Origin of the sequence: Lysinibacillus sp. FSL R5-0849 (assembly GCF_038595075.1) — a bacterium.
GTDB classification, from domain to species: Bacteria; Bacillota; Bacilli; order Bacillales_A; family Planococcaceae; genus Lysinibacillus; species Lysinibacillus fusiformis.
In genome coordinates, this window is the sequence record NZ_CP152004.1 from 3,872,154 (window position 1) to 3,892,556 (window position 20,403).

A 20,403-nucleotide genomic window follows, 5' to 3' on the forward strand; every position below is an offset into this window, starting at 1 on the left:
TATTTCTTTTTGTCTTTTGAACTTACTTCAAAAAAAATAGTACAAACATAATGTTTGTACTATCGTGCTTCTACTAACAAAAAATTTCCGCCAACACTTCATCGGCAACATGTTTACCTTGTTGCACACATTCTGGGATGGATATTCCTTCGAATGAGCTACCTGCCAATTTTACAGTTGGAAAATGTTCTCGTAATTCCTGCTTTATCCGTTGGACCTTCGCCTCATGTCCAACGGTGTATTGTGGCATCGCATTTTTCCAACGTGTAACTACTGTCGTTATTGGTTCTCCATCTATACCGATAGTTTTATTTAAATCCTGTAGCACTGTTTTTTCAATCTCAGTATCTGATAATGCTACAATCGCCTCGTCACCCACTCGACCAATATAACTACGTAATAACACATAATCATTAGGTGAGGTACCCGGCCATTTTCGATTCATCCAAGTACACGAAGTGATTGAAAAATCACTATTTCGAGAGACATAAAATGAGAGTGCGTCTAAATCACCAAGCTGGTCCTTTTTAAATGCCATTGTAACGGTTGCGATAGTGGCAGCTTTCATTGTCCCTAGTTCATTTAACAAATTATACTTACTGAACATCTTATCTGCCATATTAAAGGGTGTAGCAATAATGACCGCATCCGCTTTAATATGTGAGAAATTGTTTAGCATTACATGTACAGACCCATCTTTTCCATGCTCAATTTCTTCAACCTTGACACCTTTCATCACTGTCCCAGGAAGTAGAGATTCCTCAATACTTTCGATTAATGTTTCAAGCCCATTACTAAAGGTTTGAAATATCCCTTTATTTTCATCAATAAAATCATTACTTAAGAAATTTGTTCCAGCCTTTTTCATCCCTACTAATAAGCTACGATATTTTTGCTCTAGATGATAAAGCTGCGGGAAAGTTGAGCTCATGCTTAATTGCTCAATATCCCCTGCAAATGTCCCTGCTAGTAATGGTTCCACTAGATTCTCAACAACCTCTGCGCCAAACCTTCTTCTAAAAAATGCCCCCAATGGTTGATCATCGTCTTGTGCTGAGCGGGGGATAAAAAAATCACCTGCCGCACGAACTTTACCGCTTAGTGAAAACAAGCCTGATGTAATAAATGATGAGATATGTGGCGTTTCTCCTGATAAAAGATGGCTTGGTATTGGGTATAACTGGCTTCCGACAGCAACATAGTTGGGTCCTGCGTTACTTGTCATGATTTTTTGTTCGATACCGAGATCCTTTGCTAAAGCATTTACATAATTTTCACGGTCAAAAAAAGATTCTGGCCCACGCTCAATAATAAAACCATCTTTTCTTAGTGTTTGAATTTTTCCGCCAAGACGTAATGACGACTCGACAAGTACGATATCTAATGGCAATTCTTTTGTGCTTGCTTGTTTTTGCATATAGAACGCAGCTGTAAGGCCCGTAATACCACCACCTACAACAACTACCTTTCGTCTTTTCTGAGTCACCAACATCATCACTTTCTTTTCGCTTAGCTTAATTTTTTATAAATTGCATCGACCATCGCATCAATAAATAAAGGATGTGTATTTGGCATCGACGGACGATAATATTTTGCGCCTAGTTCATCACAAACGACTTTACATTCAAAATCATTATCATATAACACTTCTAAATGCTCTGTTACAAAACCTACTGGCGTATAAACAAATGAACGGAAGCCTTTTTCTTCATAAAGCTCACGTGTTAAGTCTTGAACATCTGGACCAATCCAAGGCTCTGGTGTCTGTCCTGCTGATTGCCAGCCGACCTCAACGTTTTTCAAACCAGTTGCCTCTTGAATAAGTCGAGCTGTTTCAATTAATTGATCCTCATAAGGGTCACCTAAATCTTTAATTTTTTCAGGAAGTGAATGAGCTGAAACGATTAAACATCCTGTTTCACGTTCTTCTTCAGACATTGACTTAAATGTATCATTAATTTGTTGTTTCCAATACTCAATAAATTTAGGTTCATCATACCAAGATTCTACTGATGTAATCGTTAAGCGATCTCCTGCTGCTTCCACAGCACGGCCATTATAAGATTTAATAGAGAATGTTGAGAAATGAGGAGCTAAAACAATTGATACCGCTTCTTTGATGCCCTCTGCCACCATTTGCTCTATTGCGTCTTCAATAAATGGATGAATATGCTTTAAACCAATAAACAATTTATATTCTACAGCATCCTGAACTTCATTTAAACGTGCACATAACGCTTCAGCTTGTGCCTGTGTTGCTGCTGCTAAAGGAGATAAACCTCCAATTGCTTCATAGCGACTACGTAAATCTTCTAAATGCTCTTCCGAAGGTTTGCGACCATGACGAATATGTGTATAGTAAGGTTCAATATCCTCTTCTTTATAAGGTGTCCCGTATGCCATTACCAATAAGCCTTTAACTTCTTTCATTACCCTTTTCACCTCTAAAATTGTTTTATGTTTTTATACATTATGTGATAAAAAGAAGCTGTCCAATCTATGATGTTGGACAGCCCCCTTTCTATGATGAAAATTTCGTACATAGAAAAGGACATATTTCACATTTGAATCCGCTTTTTTAAGAACGAGCTTGAATTTGTTGTGCACTATATTCATGAATAAGTGTCGTTAAACGCTTTAAGACCTCTGGATCAACCTCTGGGAAAACACCATGACCTAGGTTAAAGATATGACCTGGCATTTCTAAACCTTGATCGATAATATCCTTAGTTCGTTTTTCAATGACTGACCAATCTGCCAATAATAGCGATGGATCAAGGTTACCTTGGACTGGTTTTGTAATACCATTCGCGCGTGCTTCTTTTATTGGTAAACGCCAGTCTAAGCCGACAACATCAATCGGTAAATCATTCCATTCCTTCGCTAAATGACTTGCCCCGACACCAAATTGAATCAATGGTACATTTTCTTTTTGTAATTCCGCAAAAATTCGCGTCATAATTGGTTTTATAAATACACGGTAATCTTCCACATTTAAAGCGCCCACCCAAGAATCAAATACTTGGATTGCTTTTGCACCAGCTTTAATTTGGGCAGTGACATCTGCAATAATCATGTCAGCAAGTTTATCCATTAATGCAAACCAAGCTTGTGGTTCTGACACCATAAATGACTTTGTTTTGTTATAGTTTTTAGAAGGACCACCTTCAATCATGTAGCTGGCAAGTGTAAATGGTGCTCCAGCAAAACCAATCAACGGGACATTTAATTGCTCTTCTGTCAAGATTTTAATAGTCTCTAATACAAATGGTGTATGCTCTTTAGCATTGAATTCACCTAAATTATCAACATCTGCAACTGAACGAATTGGATTAGAGATAACAGGACCAACACCTGCTTTAATTTTTACATCTACGCCAATTCCAGGAAGAGGTGTGACAATATCTTTGTATAATATAGCTGCATCAACATTGTAATTTTCTACAGGTAGACGAGTGACATATGCACATAGCTCAGGTTGATGTGTAATTTCTTCTAATGAATATTTTTCTTTGATGGCACGATATTCTGCCTGAGAACGTCCTGCCTGACGCATATACCATACTGGCGTGTGTGTAGTTTTTTCTCCACGAGCAGCACGCAGAAGTGTATCGTTAAAAGTTGTCATGAATAATTCCTTCCCCTCGATAAATTCATTACTATCCATACGCCCTGGCGTAATTGTGTCCAGATTTCTTGCTCTTTACTCTTCTCTTCAAAATCTGCAATATCGACCAGAGGCTTTATCTTGAATCAGTGGGTTCACCACTCTCTATAGCGGAAAGAGTCTTCTGTGTTTTATACTTCGATTTCAGTACAAAAAACCTTTGCTGAGTCAAGAAAAAAATGTATTATTTATTCCTTTATTATTGATATCCGTTTCCAATAGTAAACGCTTCCTCTGTTATTGTATAGTTTTCCTAGTGAAATGTCATAAAATTGTTCATTCTAGACAGATTCTTTTTGGACAAAGCGTTAGACTTATGCTGAAAAGGGTATAATCACGCTATAATTAGTAAGATTCATAAGGAGGATAAATTGATGAATATTTATTTAACTTCTGGTACTGGTGATTTTTTAGAACAACTGAAAAATAAGTATCCAAATGAGCATATGATCTTAATTCATGGAGAGGGAAATTCTGTATTAATTCATGAAACAGAAGGGAAATCTGTTTTTGCCACACCTCGCAAATTTGAAGTGTTAGATTCGGTAAATGAGCTAGAAGAACGTGGATTCTTTGTTCTTAATAATATTCCTGTAACAGATGAAGGACGCCCTGTTTTCGAGCATCGCTTTTTACAACGTTCACATGCCATTGAGGATGAGCCAGGCTTTGAGTCCTACAGATTACTTCGTCCCATCAAGGATGACACTTATATTGTCATGACTCAGTGGCATGGACCACATTCATTCGAAGCATGGAAAAGCTCTAAAGCCTTTGAAAACGCACATGCAAAAAGAGATGATTCCAGTGGTGTAAATCAGCAGAACATCTTCTCGGCAGCTTCCTATGTAACAACTTATAGTGCTATGCCAAAAGAGGATACAGAATAGATCTACAACAAATAAAAGCTCATCTTCTCAGCACAGGCTGGGAAAATGAGCTTTTCATTATTTAGATACTTTCGCAGTCAATTCACTAATTACTAAAACAATGACAACTACAATATAAAACATCGGCTGTGTAATCGCACATAATCCTACGATGATCGCTTGTGTAATCATAGCTAGACGTACAATTTGCTTCACAGCTAGTTGACGAGCATTATCCGGCAACGGAAACAGCATGTCCATGCGGAATTCCCCACTTGAAAGTAATGCTTGTTTTAATTGGATAGTCGTTGCAAAGCTTAGTGCCGCGGCAACAATCCATGTAACTATTGGAATGTCTACAAATGCTGCAATTACTGCTGAAATGGCCGTAAGACGGAGCCATAAATAAAAATGATCATCTGTACGGACAAAAGTGCGAAATACTAAATACTTTTGAGCGTTATTTTTACCATATGGAACGAATTTATAGAGCCAGTCCATCCAGCCTCGACGTCGGATGCTTCCATGTAAATGGGGTACATCTGTAAAATAATTTGCGAAACGATAAAAGCTCATCATTCGATTTTGCTCAAGCTTTACAAAATGTTCGTAAGGTACTGGTTCTCCTACAGATTTTTTTCTAAAGACAATAATATAAATAACACTTATGACTGTAGCAACAATTGATAGGAGCAACTGAGCTTGCAGCCCCATATAAACAGCGGCAGCAAATATTATTGCTCGAATCAGCCTGTCCACCCAAACCATTTGACCACGTTCACTATATCGATAGCTGAATTCTCCTCGTACACTTATATATTTCAGCACAATCACAAGTAGGAATATCGACCAAATGTCAGCCGTTGTTAAATCCGTCACTGCTTTTAATAGTGGAATACTAACAATGTAGACAATCGCTACAATCCAAACCTGAGACCAAAATGTCCAAGCCAGTGCCTTGCTAAAATACAGCGACATTTTTGACTCTAGGGGCAATAGGTACACTTGGTCTGGCTCTCTCAAAAGCGTAGTAGGGCGACTAAAGGCTAGTAAAACGCCTATAAAAACAGCAATAAGTATTTCAGCTGGGAAATCTGTCTGTACAACTTTCAACCATTCACTATATTGGTAGCCTCCTGCTCCAATTAGAAATACAAGTACAATGGCAATATGCCCTGTAAAAATAAATTGCATATATTTTTGTACTTCTCCTATATAATGCATGAAGCGAGAGGACCATACATCACGCAAGTTCTTCATGGTCCCGCTCCTTTGTCATTGCAATATATAGATCGTCCAATGTTGCATTGGGCATCGCAAATGTTTGTCGCAAATCTGCCATCGTTCCTTGCGCTCGAACTCTTCCCTCGTGCAATAATATAATTCGATCACAATGCTTTTCGGCAGTCGATAAAATATGCGTAGACATTAATATGGAAGCACCTTCTTTTTTCTTTTCATCCATTTGATCTAATAATGATTGAATTCCGAGTGGATCTAACCCCACAAAAGGCTCATCAATAATATAAAGACTAGGATTCACTAGAAATGCACACATAATCATAACCTTTTGACGCATTCCCTTTGAAAAATGTGATGGGAACCAGTTTAATCTTTTCTCCATTCGAAATTCCTTTAAAAGTACTTCAGAACGAGCATCTAGAGTTGCCTTATCAATACCGTAAGCCATCGCTGTTAATTCTAAATGTTCCCTCAATGTTAGTTCATCGTAAAGCACAGGGGTTTCAGGGATATAAGAAAAGGCTGTACGATACTTGTCCGTATCTTCCTTTAACGTTACCCCATTAAGGTAAATATCCCCTTCTTTTGGCAACATTGTTCCTATTATATGTTTAATCGTTGTACTTTTACCGGCCCCATTCAAGCCAATTAAGCCAACAAGCTCTCCTTTTTCAATAGTAAAAGATAAATCTTTAATAACAGGTTTTCTTGTATATCCGCCTGTCACATGCTGTACCTCTAATACTGACATAACCTCACTCCTCTTCTTGTTTTATATTTTATCAAAAATTAGCAAATGATACAGGTTTGAGTATGATAGAATGAATTTACATATACGATAAGGGGGAAATTCTCATGAGCGATTGCCTATTTTGCAAAATTATCGATGGATCCATTCCAAGTACAAAAGTGTATGAAGACGATCATGTCTATGCATTTACAGACATTTCACCAGTTGCAAAAGGCCATACTTTACTAATTCCAAAGCATCACTGCCAAGATCTATACGAAATGCCAGAGGATGTTGCACGCAACTTATATGCTGCGGCACCGAAAATTGCGAATGCCATTAAGGCAGCGTTTGAGCCAATCGGTTTGAATACGATTAATAATAATGGGGCAGCGGCTGGACAAACTGTGTTCCACTATCATCTACATTTTATTCCTCGTTATGACGAAAAAGAAGGCTTAGGTTTAGTTTGGCAAACACAAAAATATTCACCAGAACAATTGACTGAAGTGGCAGAAAGTATTAAAGCCAACCTATAACGTTTTTTGTAATATATTAACATTTTAATAACCCACATACTGTATTGCAAATATAAAAATTTTAGCGTACAATCACAAATAAGTTTCGCTAACGGTCAAGAGGACACGTTGGGAAACTAATAGATTAGCTCAGTCGAGGAGAGATAAAAAATGAATACAAAGAATTTAGTATTAATGGCCCTTTTAGTTGGGATCGGTGCGGCACTATATGTCGTTACACCAGGAATGATTAACGGCATGAAACCCGATTTCATGTTAACAATGATGTTTATTGGCATATTATTGTTTCCTACAGTGAAAGAAACGTTTTTACTTTCGCTAGCAACAGGTGTACTTTCAGGTTTGTTTACAACATTTCCTGCCGGTCTAGTTCCAAACATTATTGATAAAGCTGTAACAGGCTTTGTGTTTTTAGCTGCTGTAATTGTTCTAAAAAAGATAGCAAATAGTTTCGCTGTCTCTGCAGTTTTAGTTGGTTTGGGTACTATCCTATCAGGTACGGTCTTTTTAGCAGTGGCACTTTTTGTTTTCAATGCAAATGTAGGTGCAACGTTTGCGATGCTCTTTATTGGGGTTGTCCTTCCAGCGGTAGCATTTAATGTCGTTGCTTTTGCTATTATTTATCCTATTGTTGCAAAATTAGTGAAGCGCTCTAAATTTGTGACTGCCATTTCTCAGATTTCATAAATACTAACTTTAAAATAATCGAAAGAAACTGAACGGTGATGCTCTATCACTTGCTCAGTTTCTTTTTCTTTTTGTATTTATGCAATTCATGGTTTAATAGTAGTTAATCATGACAAGAAATGAGGTATATAATATGAAAGCAAAACCATTTTTAATTGGACTAGCAACAGGTATTATTGGTGGAACAGTTGCTGTGCTGTTCTCAACCCCACAATCAGGCCAGCAGTTACGCTCAACGTTAAAACAAAATGCAGACCAAACAAAAGGTATGCTCCTTGATGTTAAACAACAAGTAGGGACTGTGAAACATTCTGTCAATACATTAACAAACGAAGTTAAAAATAATATCCCACAAATAATAAATGATTTAAAACAAACAATTACGACTTTTACAGAAGAAATAGAGCCAAATAAAAATAATTTGCAACAAGAATTAGATGCTTTACAGAATTCGATAAGCGAAATCGAGAAAAACATTGCACAATTCACAGAAAACAAGAAAAAACCGCAGGAAAAAATTAGCGACTAAAGTCCTTTCTAGATGCTAATTAATCTATTTTTTCATCAAAAACTATTGCTATAATATTATTTTTTAACCACTTTTCAATTTTTTAATTTTTCTAACTTTAAACTTTTTTTCTTTACTGCTATAATATTTTTAAAAATGTGAAAGAAAGCAGTAGGTGATGGTTTTGTCAGAGGAATTATACACACAAAAAGAAGCAATGCTCTACAGTCAAAGAATCGCGCAATTATCGAAAGCACTATGGAAAGCGGTTGAAAAAGATTGGCAACAATGGATTAAACCATATGATTTAAATATTAATGAACACCATATTTTGTGGATTTCCTATCATTTAAAAGGAGCCTCTATTTCTGATGTAGCAAAGTTCGGAGTCATGCATGTTTCTACAGCATTTAACTTCTCCAAAAAATTAGAAGAGCGAGGCTTCCTTAAGTTTTCGAAGCGAGATGATGATAAGCGTAATACTTATGTTGAGCTAACTGAAGCTGGCACAGAGCTTATTGTAGAGATGAATAAAAACTACCATAATACTTATCATTCTGTATTAGAAGGATCATTGGCCTTAAAAGACTTATACGGCCGTTTCCCAGACTTTTTAGACGTAATGGCTGTCATTCGAAATATTTATGGTGAGGATTTCATCGATATTTTTGAACGCTCCTTTCAGCATTTCCGTGATTCCTTTGACACGCTTGAAGAACGTCCAACTGTAAAAGGATAAAATAAGGCTATCGTACAGATATTTTCCTGTGGGTTCTAACTGTTCATTCAGAAATAAATCATGTGAAAGGAGGTATTTCAGAAATATTTCTGAAGTACCTCCTTTCTCTTGCATTCTAAGACAATTCAATTTACATTAAATAGGACACTTCCTATTTTCGGAGTTGATAATAAACCATGCATTGTTGGAAAATTTTAAATCTTGAACATCATTACGGCACTACGCGTATTATTATAATGGGCGTTATTACTTTCTTATCCGTTTTTTCAGTATCGTATGTGACGTTTAATTTATTCAACGAGGAGCATTATACAGATCGTTTATTCTGGCTCTTTGTAATAGCTGTATTAACACTTTATCCGGTTCACAAGTTTTTACACTTTCTCGCTCTTTACGATTTACGCCAGCATCTTAAATTGCGTGTCCGTACGCAATTTTATCTAATTCCAGTATTACACATGCGTATTCGTGAACCTTTATCCAAAAACCGTTATATACTAGCACTTCTTACGCCATTTATCGTTCTTAATACTAGTATTATAATAGGTACTTGGCTACTACCAGCATACACACATTACGGTACTTTGCTGTTAGCGTATCATTGTAGTCTATGTTTGATTGATATACTTTACGTGAAATATTTATTGAATTCACCAAAAAACTCACAAGTTGAAGAAACACCGAAGGGCTATGAAATTTTAGTTCCACCAACGGTTCACTAAATTGCTTGTACTTGTTTTTTAACGGCGTTCTTTGTTATGCTATTACTATTGAAAGAGGGGAGGAATAGACTTGCTATTAATGATTGTAGTTCTATTCTCGGTATTCTATTTATTTCAAATTAACCGTATGACATATGCTCTATGTATGCGACGTGAAATTCCCGAAGAAAACCAGCCAAAAATATTCCGAACTATAAATATACTTATTACCATTTTACTTGTCTCATTTTATATTGAAATTTTATACGCAGTATAACAACTGAAAAGTAAAATACATTCACATCCGCATGCGACAAGATAAGTTGAGTCCCCATAAAACAACTTACTCAAACCATTACTAATGGCTTGGATCTCTGGCATGCAGCGTGAATGTCTAACACTGTTAAGAAAAGCTAAGAGTTAATGGAGCTCTTAGCTTTTCACTGTTTTATTAATTAGTATAGGAACGCTGCACCAACGATAATTAATAAAATAAATAACACAACTAATAAAGCAAAGCCTGAGCCGTAGCCACCGCCACCGTATCCTCCGTTGCCCATAACTTCACCCCCTTTCTTTTCTATATCCTATGCGCTTCAAAAATTGAAATATAGGCAATACTCAAGGGGGAACCATTTTGTTTTTAAAACGTTTATGTTATAGTAAAAAATGGACGAAACCATGTTAGGAGAGAATATCCACTATGAAAAAAACAGTTTTATCTTTAACTTTAGCTGCTTCTGTTTTAGCGCTCGGTGCGTGTAGCGGCGGAGATAGCAAAGCAATCGTTACTTCTAAAGTTGGCGACATTTCAGTTGCTGACTTTAATGAAAAAGCCAAATCTTTAACAGGCTCATATGTATTACAACAATTGGTGACTGAAAAAGTATTGTCTGACAAATATGAAGTAACAGATAAAGAACTTAAAGAAGCTTATGATACTACAGCTTCACAATTTGGTGATGGTTTTGCACAAGCACTTGCTGAAAGTGGCTTAACAGAACAAGGCTTTAAAGATTCTTTACGCGTGCAACTTCTTCAAGAAAAAGCTTTAAAAGATCAAGCTATTAAAGAAGCAGATGTGAAAAAATACTATGAGCAAATGAAAAAAGAATTAAATGGTCGTCATATTTTAGTAGCAGATGAAAAAACAGCAAAAGAAGCCATTGAGAAAATTAAAGGTGGCGCTAAATTTGCTGATGTAGCAAAAGAGTACTCTACAGATACAGCTTCTGCACAAAATGGTGGGGAGCTTGGTTGGTTCTCTGTTGGTTCAATGGTTGATGAGTTTAACGATGCTGCTTATGCCCTTGAATTAAACACTTTAAGTGAGCCAGTAAAGTCTAGCTTCGGTTATCACGTAATCGAAATTACGGACAAGCGTGACGTGAAAGATGTTGGTGCTTTTAAAGATGAAGAAGAAAAAATTCGTACATCGATGTTAAGTAAACTGAACCAAACAGGTGAAGCGCAAACTATTCTAAAAGATATCGTTGCGAAAATGGCAAAAGATGCAAATGTTAAAACTTCTGATAAGGATTTAAAAGATTCCCTAGAATTCTTTACTACAACAAGTGAAGAGCAAGCTAAGGCCGCTGAAGAAGCAGCTAAAAAAGCAGAAGAAAATGCTGCTAAGGAAGAATCTAACGACAAAGCAGAAGATACAGATAAAGAATCTAAATAATTAGGATGATTGACCTTTTTCATTAAAAGAGCAACATTCTCAAAGAAAGGGAGCATCTTATAATACAGATGCTCCCTTTCTCTTTTGCTATTTTACTTTAAATTGGCTTATTTCGGCTTGTAAGTCATTTGACATCGTCTGGAGGACATTTGCTGCACTTGCAATTTCCTCGTTAGAAGCCGTTTGCTGCTCAATAGAGAGCGCGATATGCTGTATACCTGAAGAGGTGCTATTTGCAATACCTACAATTTCTTTCGTTGCATAATCGGTTTGGCTGGCCTTCTCATTTACACGCAATACTATATCCGTAACTTCCTTTGTACGATGGCTAATTTGTTGTAGATATTCTACAATATTTTTAAAGGCACCGCCTGTTTGTTCAACAGCCTCTCGCCCTTCCTCTACAAATTGTGTACCACTATTAATAGCATAAACTGCGCTTGATGTTTGGCTTAAGATATCATCTACTAATGTTCTAATATTGTCAGCAGCCTTCCCAGATTCCTCAGCTAGTTTTCTCACTTCATCGGCGACAACCGCAAATCCTTTTCCTGCTTCTCCTGCACGTGCTGCCTCAATGGAAGCATTCAATGCAAGTAAATTTGTTTGATCCGTAATGCTTGTAATGAGTGCCACAATTGTACTAATTTCCTTCGATTTTTCCCCTAATGCATTGACAACCTCTGTTGATTGGTGAACAGATTCATTAATAGTATTCATTTTTCCAATCGTTTGTTCAATTAACTGTAATCCTAAATCGGCCTTTTGGTTCGTTTCATTCGCTATATCCGCAACTGCCTGTACTGCGGATGAAGCATAATCCATATCTTTGGAAATTAAGTTAGCAGAATCAGATAATAAGTCCATTTGCTGCAATTGACCTTCCGCGCTAGCGGCAATTTCTCGAATTGCAACAGAGATGGTTTCAACTGTATTACTACTTTGCTCTGTAATCGTAGTAAATTCATTTGTATAAGCAGAGACATCCGTAGATGCTTTATTCGCCTTTTCAATAACTGAGCCGATTTGCTCTAACATATGATTAAATTCAGTCGATAATTGACCAATTTCATCTTTCAATTTATCATCTATACGTACTGTCAAATCGCCATCCGCAGCTTGCGTCATTGCTTTTAACACACGCTTTACACGCTTTAAGACGATATATCTTGTACATAAAGAAATAATTACTGTCCCAATAAATAGCGAAATAAATGTATTGATGGCAACACCTGCGCTACCATTTAACTCCACTACCTTTTCGATTTGTTGGCTAACGAACTCAGAAATATGTGAGCTAATAAATAAACTGATTCCAATAGCTAGTATCATTTTGAAAATCAAACTTTTCCAAAACTTTATTTTACGTGAAACAAGTCCCTCTTTATCCATTGTTTTTCCCCATTCCTATAAATTCTTCCTATATTCTAAAATAAATACAGTATTGGTACAATGGATAGGTACTGAAATTCCGCAGATATATAATTAGACTTATATAAAAGCTCGCCCACACAGTTATTTAGAAACGAAAATTTCACAAATAATGTGTTGAATGATTAAAATGTTGGCTTATAAAACGATCGGTTATCCAGAGGGAATAGTCGCTCTGTAAATTCACCAGGTGCCGTTTTACCTAATGCTCTAGTCAACATATTCATCTTAGCATCGATGTTATCAATATAATGTAAAATTTCTGCTTCTTGAACCATCGGCTTTTTTGGACTACCCCACTCTTCCTTGCCATGGTGAGATAATACCATATGCTGTAAAAGCATCACTTCTTCACCTTCGATTTCTAGCTCACTAGCAATCTTAGCAATTTCATTCACCATAATCGTAATATGTCCTAACAGGTTGCCCTCCACTGTATATGTCGTGGCAATAGGTCCAGACAGCTCCACAACTTTTCCAATATCGTGCAAAATAATACCTGCATATAACAGGTCTCGATTAAGAGTCGGATATAAATCAGCAATGGCTTTACCTAGTTTTAACATGGACACCATATGATCTAATAAGCCAGAAGCATAATCATGATGATTTTTAGTTGCCGCTGGAAAAACTAATATGGCGTCCTGATGTTTTTTAATGGCTGCTCTCGTCATACGTGAAATATTTGGATTTTTAATATCAAAGAAAAATTGATTCAACTCTTCAAATAGTTGTTCCTTTGGTGTTGCAGAGGAGGGTACTAAATCATGAATGGCAATTCCTTCTTCTGGCTTTGCCACACGAATGGCTTTGATGCGCAATTGATTTTTCCCTCTGTAGTCGTGAATTTCTCCGCCGACACGTACAATGGCTTCAGCATGATACATCTTTTCATGATCCTCATTTGTATCCCAAAGCTTTGCCTCAATATCTCCACTTTTATCTTGTAATATTAGCGACATAAATGGCTTCCCAACAGTAGTAACTCCTTTTGTCGCTTGTTTAATTAATAAATATTGATCAACTGCTTCTCCAACCTGGAGCGTTGTAATTCCTTTCATGTTGACGCCACTCCCCTTTCATTTGCTAGTGCTCCTACATCAATAATTTGCTCTTTCGGCCAATGTTTGAGCATTTCGTCATGGCAAGTAAAATATAAAATTTGACGCTCATATCCTACTTCTTTCATTAATTGTACCATTTTGTCTGTACGGTTTCGATCAAAATGGACAAACGGATCATCCATAATAATCGGGAATGGCGCAGAGGTCATCAACGTTTGGGCAAGTGCCATACGTAATGCCATGTAGGCTTGCTCCTTAGTCGCCTGTGATAATTCAACCATTTGATAACGAATTCCTGCCACATCTTTCGCAATAAAGTAGCCCTCTTCATGAATCGTAAGTTGATCGTAGCGCCCTCCAGTAAGTAATTGGAATATCGCATTAACCTTCGATAAAACATGTGGTAATTTTTCTTCTCGAAGACGAAATAATGTTTCATGAATAGCAGTCGCCACAGCTTTTTTCGTTGCCCAATGCTCAATCAATTGCTGTAACTCCGATTTTTCTTGTTCAAACTGTTGAAGCATTTGGCCATATTTTTCGTCATTTAATAACTGTTCCTTTTCAATTTGCAAGGCAGCACGATGTTCAAGACATCGGTCTATATCCACTTGCAAAGACGTTTGCTCCTGCTCTAAAACACGCATATTCTCCATAACAGAGTCCTCTATTAACTCATCGTGTTCAGATAAATTCAACGAGGCTAGTTGAGCCAGAACCGTTTGAAGCTCTGTCGTAATTTTTCTCTGCTGCTCAAATTGCTCATATCTCTCATAATAATCTCGTTCGTTTTGCACCTGTGCTTCGTTCAATAGCTGTGTCATATCAGCGGTATAACGATCTATTCGTGTTTGTCCACTTTGTAGTTTAATCTTGATGTCAGCTAGCTGCGCTTGTGCTTGCTGCACTTGTTGTTGCTGTTGCTGCGCTTCCAGGTAGGCTGTGCGCAAATACATATATATTTCATGTTCATTATAAATTTCATTTAGTACTTGTTGAAGCTGTTCATAAAGGCCATTCTTTTCATCCTGAATTTCTTGCAAAAGGCTAATGGAACCGTCCCTTTTAACCGCCAGTTCTTGCACATTTCGTATGCGCATAAATAACTCTGGCATTAACGTTCTAGCGATCGTACCTTGTAAGCGATAGCGTTTTAAAAATTGCTGCAATGACTGCGTAGTTTCCTCACTCTCTAACTCTGCTTGCTGAATTTTATATTCCAATTGGGCATACTGCTGCTCCTTCTCGCTTTGCTGGTCATTGACATGTAACCAGCGATCTTCCAATCTTTGTTTTTTTAGGAGTATAGTTTGTACAGTCATTTCATCTTGCTCTAATTGTCGTAAGAGGTGACTATTTTCTTTATTGGGCGCCTCTGTGGTTTGTCTAACAAACTTCATCAACAATATTGTTATGATTGTTAAAACTACACCAATAATGGCCACCGCCACATTTTTTTGAATAACCCCATAAACAAATGACAATACACCAATTAATAAAATCATCCAAGAAAAATAATTAGGCTGCCTTTGTTTAGTCCGTTGCGATTTGGCAGCACGCAATTGCTCAAGCCTCCGCTTTTGTTGAGGCCACTGTGCTAAAATATGTTCTTCTTCCTTTGTTAATGACTCCTGGTTTAACCTTTGCTTTTGTTGCGTTATGGCATCTAATTCTTGATGGATTTGCTCTAGCGAACGTAAATGAAACTTTAGCTCATCCTCCGCCTCTTCTAGCTTTTGTAATTGCTGTTGAAATTGCTGTTCCTGCTGTAAGGATACTGTTTCTCCAAGAAGAATGTTCTGTGCCTCTTTTTCTTGCACACCTAATAAACGAAACTGCGTATCAATTTCTTGCTCCAGCATAAAGAGATCATCTCGTAAGTTTTTCTCCTTCACGATCAACTGATGCCATGTTGCCTCCTTTTGCATAAGGCGGCCCATTTCATTTACGGTTTGCTCATTCACAGTAGCTAGCACTTTTTCCTGTAGCAATTGATATTGTTCTTTTAATTGCAGCAACTGCTGACTTTCGTGTAAAAGACGGTCCTTTGCTTGTTCATATCGTCTTACACCTTCTGCTGGAAATTGAACATATTGATCATCCCCTAATGCTTGCTGCAACATCTGTTGTTGCTTGATAAGAGGAAGGGCCTGCTTTTGAACCGTTAAGTATTGCCATTGCTGTTGTTGCTTTTTTTGAGTGGCATAAAGTTTCTCTAGGTTTTGCTCAAGAAGTTGCAATTGTTGTAATTTATCCTCAAATGTTTGGATCTTACCTTGCTCGAGTCTAATCGTTCGCTCCAATTGCTTTAACTGCTCAATTTTTTGATTAATTACTGGAACTTTACCTGTTTTCTTAAATAACTCGTTCGCCTCTTTATCCATTTTTTTCTCAAGAGCAGACAGGTGCTGGATACCTGTTGTGCCAGAGGAGAGGAGAAGATGTGTTAATTCCTCCTCTGACATTTTTTCAATGCCTTGAAGCTCATGCAAAGAAAATGAAAAAATAGATTCAAAGGATGCTCTAGAATAGCCATATAAAAGCTTAGCTAACAACTCCTCCTGTCCCGTTGTACCATCTTCAAGATAAACAGTAACATCACCTGCAGCCTTGCCTTTCACACGCTCAATAATGCAGGAACCATAAATAGGGTGTAATAGTGTCAGTTGACCACCAAACTTCGTCGATGTTTTTGGTTCATATTTGCGCTGAGTCTGCTGCCTTGTTGGAAAGCCAAAGAGCATCTGTAAAACAAATTGCTGAATCGTTGTTTTTCCTGCCTCATTTAAACCATAAAAAATTGTAACGCCTTCATTTAAGGGAATTGTCAGGTTTTGATGCTTACCAAAGCCATAAATTTGTAGTTTTTTGATTGTTAGCATGTGCATCACGCCCTTTGAATTTCTTCCGCCAATAGTGACTGTGCGTTGTGCGTTAAATTCTTTATATCCTTTTCAGATAAAGGCTCGATCAGTCTAGCACCACCAGCATACTGGTACAAGTCTTTTAGTATATCCTTCCAGTCAGTACTATCCCATTGCTCCATTAAACTTACGACTGATTGCGTAGCAGCAGAATATTCACCGTGAATTGAAGGTTTTTGTAACACCATTTTTTGTACCCAGCACATTGGCTCAATCCCTTCTTCTGCCTCGCGAATAGTCTCCAGCCATGCGTCCACCGTCGCATGCTCAAACAAGGCCTCTGTTTGCTCATCAATATTTTTTAAATAAAGCTCCACTACCGTCGCTCCCAATGAAGTTCTATTGACAGCAATTGCTTCCTCGCATCTTTTAAGTAATTCATTAGCATGGACGATATTCGTACAATCCACCTCTATTGTGTTATAAACAATGGTGGAGGTAGGAATAAAATCAAGTTCACATGCTGTTTGAGATAAAGTTACATCATAGCAACCTTTTATTCCTTGTTCTTTACGATGACGGCTTTGAATATTGCCTGGATAAACGATAGGAGGGTTTTCATGTAAGAGTTGTCGTTTATGAATATGCCCCAACGCCCAATAATGATAGTTCCGTTCAAGTAGTTGCTGTTTTGTAAATGGAGCATATAAAGCGTGTGAAGTATCGCTTGCCTCACTGCCATGCAGCATGCCAATATGAATTGCATGAGAATCTTGAGCGATTGGATAAGTATCAATAACCGACTCCTTTAAGTGGCGTTCACTATAGCTGAAGCCGTATATACAGACTTGCTGACCGCGGATTTTCAACTGGACAACACTCGTCTCAGCCGGTAATTCATACACATTACTTGGTAAAGAAAAACGTGTCCAAGTTCCTTTTAAATGATCATGGTTCCCATAGCTAATAATTACAGGAATATTGTGTTGAAAAAGTTTCTCCATTGCCTCTTGAAATTTCCTTTGGGCTTGTAAACTGCGATTTTCACCATCGTAAATATCTCCGACAATTAATAAAAAGTCGGGCTGCTCCTGAATGGCCTTTTGAATAATTTTATCAAAAGCATCAAACGTACTTGATCGAATCTCCTTCAAAATGTGTTCAGGTAAGCCAAATAAGCCCTTAAATGGACTATCTAAATGTAAATCTGCCATATGGAAAAAACGAATTGCTGACATCCAATCACCCCAACTATAGATAATTCCCACCTCAGTTAGTTACTACAAACTATCAACCAAAGCAGTCATATGATTACAAAACCGAATATTTGTTCTATTTTATCATACTTCCCTATTTATGAAAAATGGTAATGCTTAAAAAAAAAGGTCGACTTACTTTTTCCACAATTTTCGTAATTTATCAAATAGTTTACTAGTTTTACCGTGAAGTTTATAAATCTTCTATGTATAATAGATATATATTTAAATAAAGGGTGGGGTTTGTATGGAGAATTACCGTTTCACAGCTTTCGAAAAAACAGGGGAAACATTGTTTGATGAAACATGGACATTTGAAAATGATGAGGCTGCTAAGTTAAATGGCCAACAACAAATTGAAGAAAAAGGTGTTGCCAACAAAACTCATCGTCTTGTAAACGCTTCAGGTAAATTAATTTTATTCCATGTTTAATAATTGAGAAAAGGCACGTAGGATATCTACATGCCTTTTCTTATTTTTATTTCCCTACAAAGACAGGTGTTCTTTTCTCTACAAAGGCATGAATTCCTTCTAAATGATCTGTCGATTTACGCATGGTTGATTGACCTTCCGCTTCCATTGCAAGGATATTTTCGAGCTGTGCTAAATTTTGAGCGTGTAAAATATTTTTTGTCGTAATCATAGAAGAAATAGGTGAGGCAAGCATTTTACCAACAAGCTGATCTGCCATTGCAAAGACAGTACCATCAGGGGCTATATAGTCGATTAATCCTGCATCTAATGCTTCTTGTGCTGTAAGGACCTTCCCTTCCCAAATCATTTGTTTCGCTTTCACCGTACCGACACGTTCCTTCATAAAGAAGTGACCACCTCCATCTGGAATGAGTCCTATGCCTATGAAATTCATAGCTAGCTTACTCTTTTCACATGCCACAACAATGTCTGCCCCTAGTGTTAAACTAAAGCCTAGACCTGCCGATGCACCATGAACTGCCGCAATGACTATCATTGGTAGCTGATAATAGGCCTTAACGATGCGTGTAAGATATACCATCGCTTCGTCAATATTTAGAGGCTTATTTGAATCAAGCATCGCCTTAATATCGCCTCCAGCAGAAAAGACCTTCCCTTCTCCACGAATAACAAGTACTTGTATATCTTTTTCCTGTTGCAAAGCCTCAAAGCATTCAGCTAGCTCTCGCATCATAACATCATCCATCGCATTCATCGCCTGAGGACGGTTTAAAGTTAACGTTGCACGGCGATCTAACATTTCTAATGTAATCGTTGAAAATTCCATCTCCATTACCCCCAAATATGAATAGTCATTCACTATGTACTATTCGTGTTTTTTTAGAAAACTCCTTCTCCGCTAAACAAATTCGCTTTTGTTATGCTATATTAAAGGACGAATATTGTTATAAAGGTGGTTACACATTTTGACGCAAAAAGACTATCGTATATTACTTTATTATAAATATGTTACGATTGAAGACCCTATAGCATTTGCTGAAGAGCATTTAGCATTATGTCAAGAACTCGGACTTCTTGGCCGCATTTTAGTTGGTAATGAAGGAATTAACGGAACTGTTTCGGGAACTATTGAACAAACAGACGCTTACATGAATCATATGAAGATAGATCCTCGATTTAGCGATATTATGTGGAAAATTGACGAAGCTGATGGGCATGCTTTCAAAAAAATGCATGTTCGCCCTCGCCTCGAGATTGTTCACTTAGGTTTAGAAAATGATATTAATCCATTAGACATAACAGGGGAATATTTATCTCCTAAGGAATTTATGGAACAAATGCAAGAAGAGAATACGATCATTATCGATGCACGGAATGACTATGAATTCGACCTTGGTCATTTTAGAGGCGCTATTCGACCGGATATTGAAAATTTCCGTGACCTACCAGCATGGATGGAAACACATAAAGAAGAATTTGTGGATAAAAAGATTTTAACTTACTGTACTGGTGGAATTCGTTGTGAAAAATTCTCTGGTTGGTTAAAACGTGAGGGCTACGGAAAAAGTGTTGGTCAATTACATGGTGGTATTGCCACATACGCAAAAGATTCCGAGGTAAAAGGTCAACTCTGGGATGGGCAAATGTTTGTTTTTGATCGTCGTCGCAGTGTGCCAATTAATCAAGTGGAGCATGTCGTTATCGGAAAAGACTATTTCACAGGTGAGCCTTCCGAACGTTATACGAACTGCGCAAATCCCGAATGCCATAAATTAATGCTATGTGAAGAAAAGCATGAAGACTTTTATATGCGTAGCTGTTCTGATGAATGCCGTCGTGCCAAACGTAACTTCTTCGTTGAGGAGCATGGCTGGACGGTAAATCAAATCGAAGAGCAAATCGCTAAAATCGCAGATGTCCAAAACACAAATTCATGATAGACGTCACTCCATTACTTGGCGACAAAAAGAGCATCGTTTATGACGA

The 20,403-nt window shown here is 37.4% G+C and carries 21 protein-coding genes; 10 read left to right on the top strand and 11 right to left on the bottom strand.

The genetic code is table 11. The features are described 5' to 3' along the window. Positions 1-73 precede the first annotated feature (73 nt). The 3 genes from hemY to hemE form a co-directional block, all read right to left on the bottom strand. On the bottom strand, positions 74-1,495 hold the full coding sequence (gene hemY, locus MKY80_RS19130; protein ID WP_008173311.1) for a protoporphyrinogen oxidase: 1,422 nt from the start codon (positions 1,493-1,495) through the stop codon (positions 74-76). Positions 1,496-1,509: 14 nt separating this feature from the next. Beyond that, entirely contained in the window at positions 1,510-2,430 is a 921-nt protein-coding gene (gene hemH / locus MKY80_RS19135) for a ferrochelatase (RefSeq protein ID WP_089987023.1), read from the bottom strand. A gap of 148 nt (positions 2,431-2,578) precedes the next feature. Beyond that, complete coding sequence (gene hemE / locus MKY80_RS19140) at positions 2,579-3,628, bottom strand: uroporphyrinogen decarboxylase (protein WP_096364806.1); 1,050 nt, start codon at positions 3,626-3,628, stop codon at positions 2,579-2,581. A 413-nt stretch (positions 3,629-4,041) separates the two neighbouring features. On the opposite strand from hemE, the gene MKY80_RS19145 reads away from it, so the two are divergent. Further along, entirely contained in the window at positions 4,042-4,557 is a 516-nt protein-coding gene (locus MKY80_RS19145; protein ID WP_008173317.1) for an antibiotic biosynthesis monooxygenase, read from the top strand. 57 nt (positions 4,558-4,614) lie between these two features. Here MKY80_RS19145 and MKY80_RS19150 read toward each other — a convergent pair whose 3' ends face one another. Beyond that, a complete protein-coding gene (locus tag MKY80_RS19150; protein WP_008173319.1) occupies positions 4,615-5,796 on the bottom strand; it encodes an ABC transporter permease in 1,182 nt (393 codons plus the stop codon). Continuing rightward, on the bottom strand, positions 5,780-6,529 hold the full coding sequence (locus MKY80_RS19155) for an ABC transporter ATP-binding protein (RefSeq protein WP_008173321.1): 750 nt from the start codon (positions 6,527-6,529) through the stop codon (positions 5,780-5,782). The genes MKY80_RS19150 and MKY80_RS19155 overlap by 17 nt, the downstream gene beginning before the upstream one ends. Positions 6,530-6,633: 104 nt before the next feature. Between MKY80_RS19155 and MKY80_RS19160 the strand changes: the two genes are divergently transcribed. From MKY80_RS19160 to MKY80_RS19185, 6 genes are all read left to right on the top strand, one after another. Then, the gene (locus MKY80_RS19160; protein WP_089987027.1) at positions 6,634-7,047 is read left to right on the top strand and encodes an HIT family protein; all 414 of its coding nucleotides are present in this window, start codon (positions 6,634-6,636) and stop codon (positions 7,045-7,047) included. Between the two features lie 150 nt (positions 7,048-7,197). Next, on the top strand, positions 7,198-7,734 hold the full coding sequence (locus tag MKY80_RS19165; RefSeq protein WP_036120328.1) for a tryptophan transporter: 537 nt from the start codon (positions 7,198-7,200) through the stop codon (positions 7,732-7,734). A 133-nt stretch (positions 7,735-7,867) separates the two neighbouring features. Continuing rightward, a complete protein-coding gene (locus MKY80_RS19170; RefSeq protein WP_036120331.1) occupies positions 7,868-8,263 on the top strand; it encodes a YtxH domain-containing protein in 396 nt (131 codons plus the stop codon). 157 nt (positions 8,264-8,420) lie between these two features. Next, positions 8,421-8,981 carry an HTH-type transcriptional regulator Hpr gene (locus tag MKY80_RS19175; protein ID WP_008173331.1) on the top strand — a complete coding sequence of 187 codons (561 nt, stop codon included), beginning with the start codon at positions 8,421-8,423 and terminating at the stop codon, positions 8,979-8,981. A 176-nt stretch (positions 8,982-9,157) separates the two neighbouring features. After that, complete coding sequence (locus MKY80_RS19180; protein WP_008173333.1) at positions 9,158-9,703, top strand: DUF3267 domain-containing protein; 546 nt, start codon at positions 9,158-9,160, stop codon at positions 9,701-9,703. A gap of 70 nt (positions 9,704-9,773) precedes the next feature. Beyond that, a complete protein-coding gene (locus MKY80_RS19185; protein WP_008173337.1) occupies positions 9,774-9,959 on the top strand; it encodes a hypothetical protein in 186 nt (61 codons plus the stop codon). A 178-nt stretch (positions 9,960-10,137) separates the two neighbouring features. Here MKY80_RS19185 and MKY80_RS19190 read toward each other — a convergent pair whose 3' ends face one another. Further along, a complete protein-coding gene (locus MKY80_RS19190; RefSeq protein WP_004230765.1) occupies positions 10,138-10,242 on the bottom strand; it encodes a YjcZ family sporulation protein in 105 nt (34 codons plus the stop codon). Positions 10,243-10,385: 143 nt separating this feature from the next. Between MKY80_RS19190 and MKY80_RS19195 the strand changes: the two genes are divergently transcribed. Next, the gene (locus MKY80_RS19195) at positions 10,386-11,366 is read left to right on the top strand and encodes a peptidylprolyl isomerase (protein ID WP_342530738.1); all 981 of its coding nucleotides are present in this window, start codon (positions 10,386-10,388) and stop codon (positions 11,364-11,366) included. An 87-nt stretch (positions 11,367-11,453) separates the two neighbouring features. On the opposite strand, the gene MKY80_RS19200 is transcribed toward MKY80_RS19195, so the two are convergent. The 4 genes from MKY80_RS19200 to MKY80_RS19215 form a co-directional block, all read right to left on the bottom strand. Beyond that, on the bottom strand, positions 11,454-12,758 hold the full coding sequence (locus MKY80_RS19200) for a HAMP domain-containing methyl-accepting chemotaxis protein (RefSeq protein ID WP_090003267.1): 1,305 nt from the start codon (positions 12,756-12,758) through the stop codon (positions 11,454-11,456). A gap of 164 nt (positions 12,759-12,922) precedes the next feature. Then, positions 12,923-13,858, bottom strand: coding sequence for a 3'-5' exoribonuclease YhaM (gene yhaM / locus MKY80_RS19205; RefSeq protein WP_008173348.1), 936 nt, complete (start codon positions 13,856-13,858; stop codon positions 12,923-12,925). Then, positions 13,855-16,743, bottom strand: a complete 2,889-nt coding sequence (locus tag MKY80_RS19210) for an AAA family ATPase (protein ID WP_342530740.1) — start codon at positions 16,741-16,743, stop codon at positions 13,855-13,857. Before MKY80_RS19210 ends, yhaM begins: the two co-directional genes overlap by 4 nt. A gap of 5 nt (positions 16,744-16,748) precedes the next feature. Next, positions 16,749-17,963 carry a DNA repair exonuclease gene (locus tag MKY80_RS19215; RefSeq protein WP_008173351.1) on the bottom strand — a complete coding sequence of 405 codons (1,215 nt, stop codon included), beginning with the start codon at positions 17,961-17,963 and terminating at the stop codon, positions 16,749-16,751. Between the two features lie 265 nt (positions 17,964-18,228). Between MKY80_RS19215 and MKY80_RS19220 the strand changes: the two genes are divergently transcribed. Further along, a complete protein-coding gene (locus tag MKY80_RS19220) occupies positions 18,229-18,414 on the top strand; it encodes a YhzD family protein (RefSeq protein ID WP_008173354.1) in 186 nt (61 codons plus the stop codon). Between the two features lie 46 nt (positions 18,415-18,460). Here MKY80_RS19220 and MKY80_RS19225 read toward each other — a convergent pair whose 3' ends face one another. Beyond that, on the bottom strand, positions 18,461-19,243 hold the full coding sequence (locus MKY80_RS19225; RefSeq protein ID WP_025117262.1) for an enoyl-CoA hydratase: 783 nt from the start codon (positions 19,241-19,243) through the stop codon (positions 18,461-18,463). Positions 19,244-19,382: 139 nt separating this feature from the next. On the opposite strand from MKY80_RS19225, the gene MKY80_RS19230 reads away from it, so the two are divergent. Beyond that, positions 19,383-20,354, top strand: a complete 972-nt coding sequence (locus MKY80_RS19230; RefSeq protein WP_089987031.1) for a rhodanese-related sulfurtransferase — start codon at positions 19,383-19,385, stop codon at positions 20,352-20,354. The last annotated feature ends 49 nt before the right edge of the window (positions 20,355-20,403 follow it).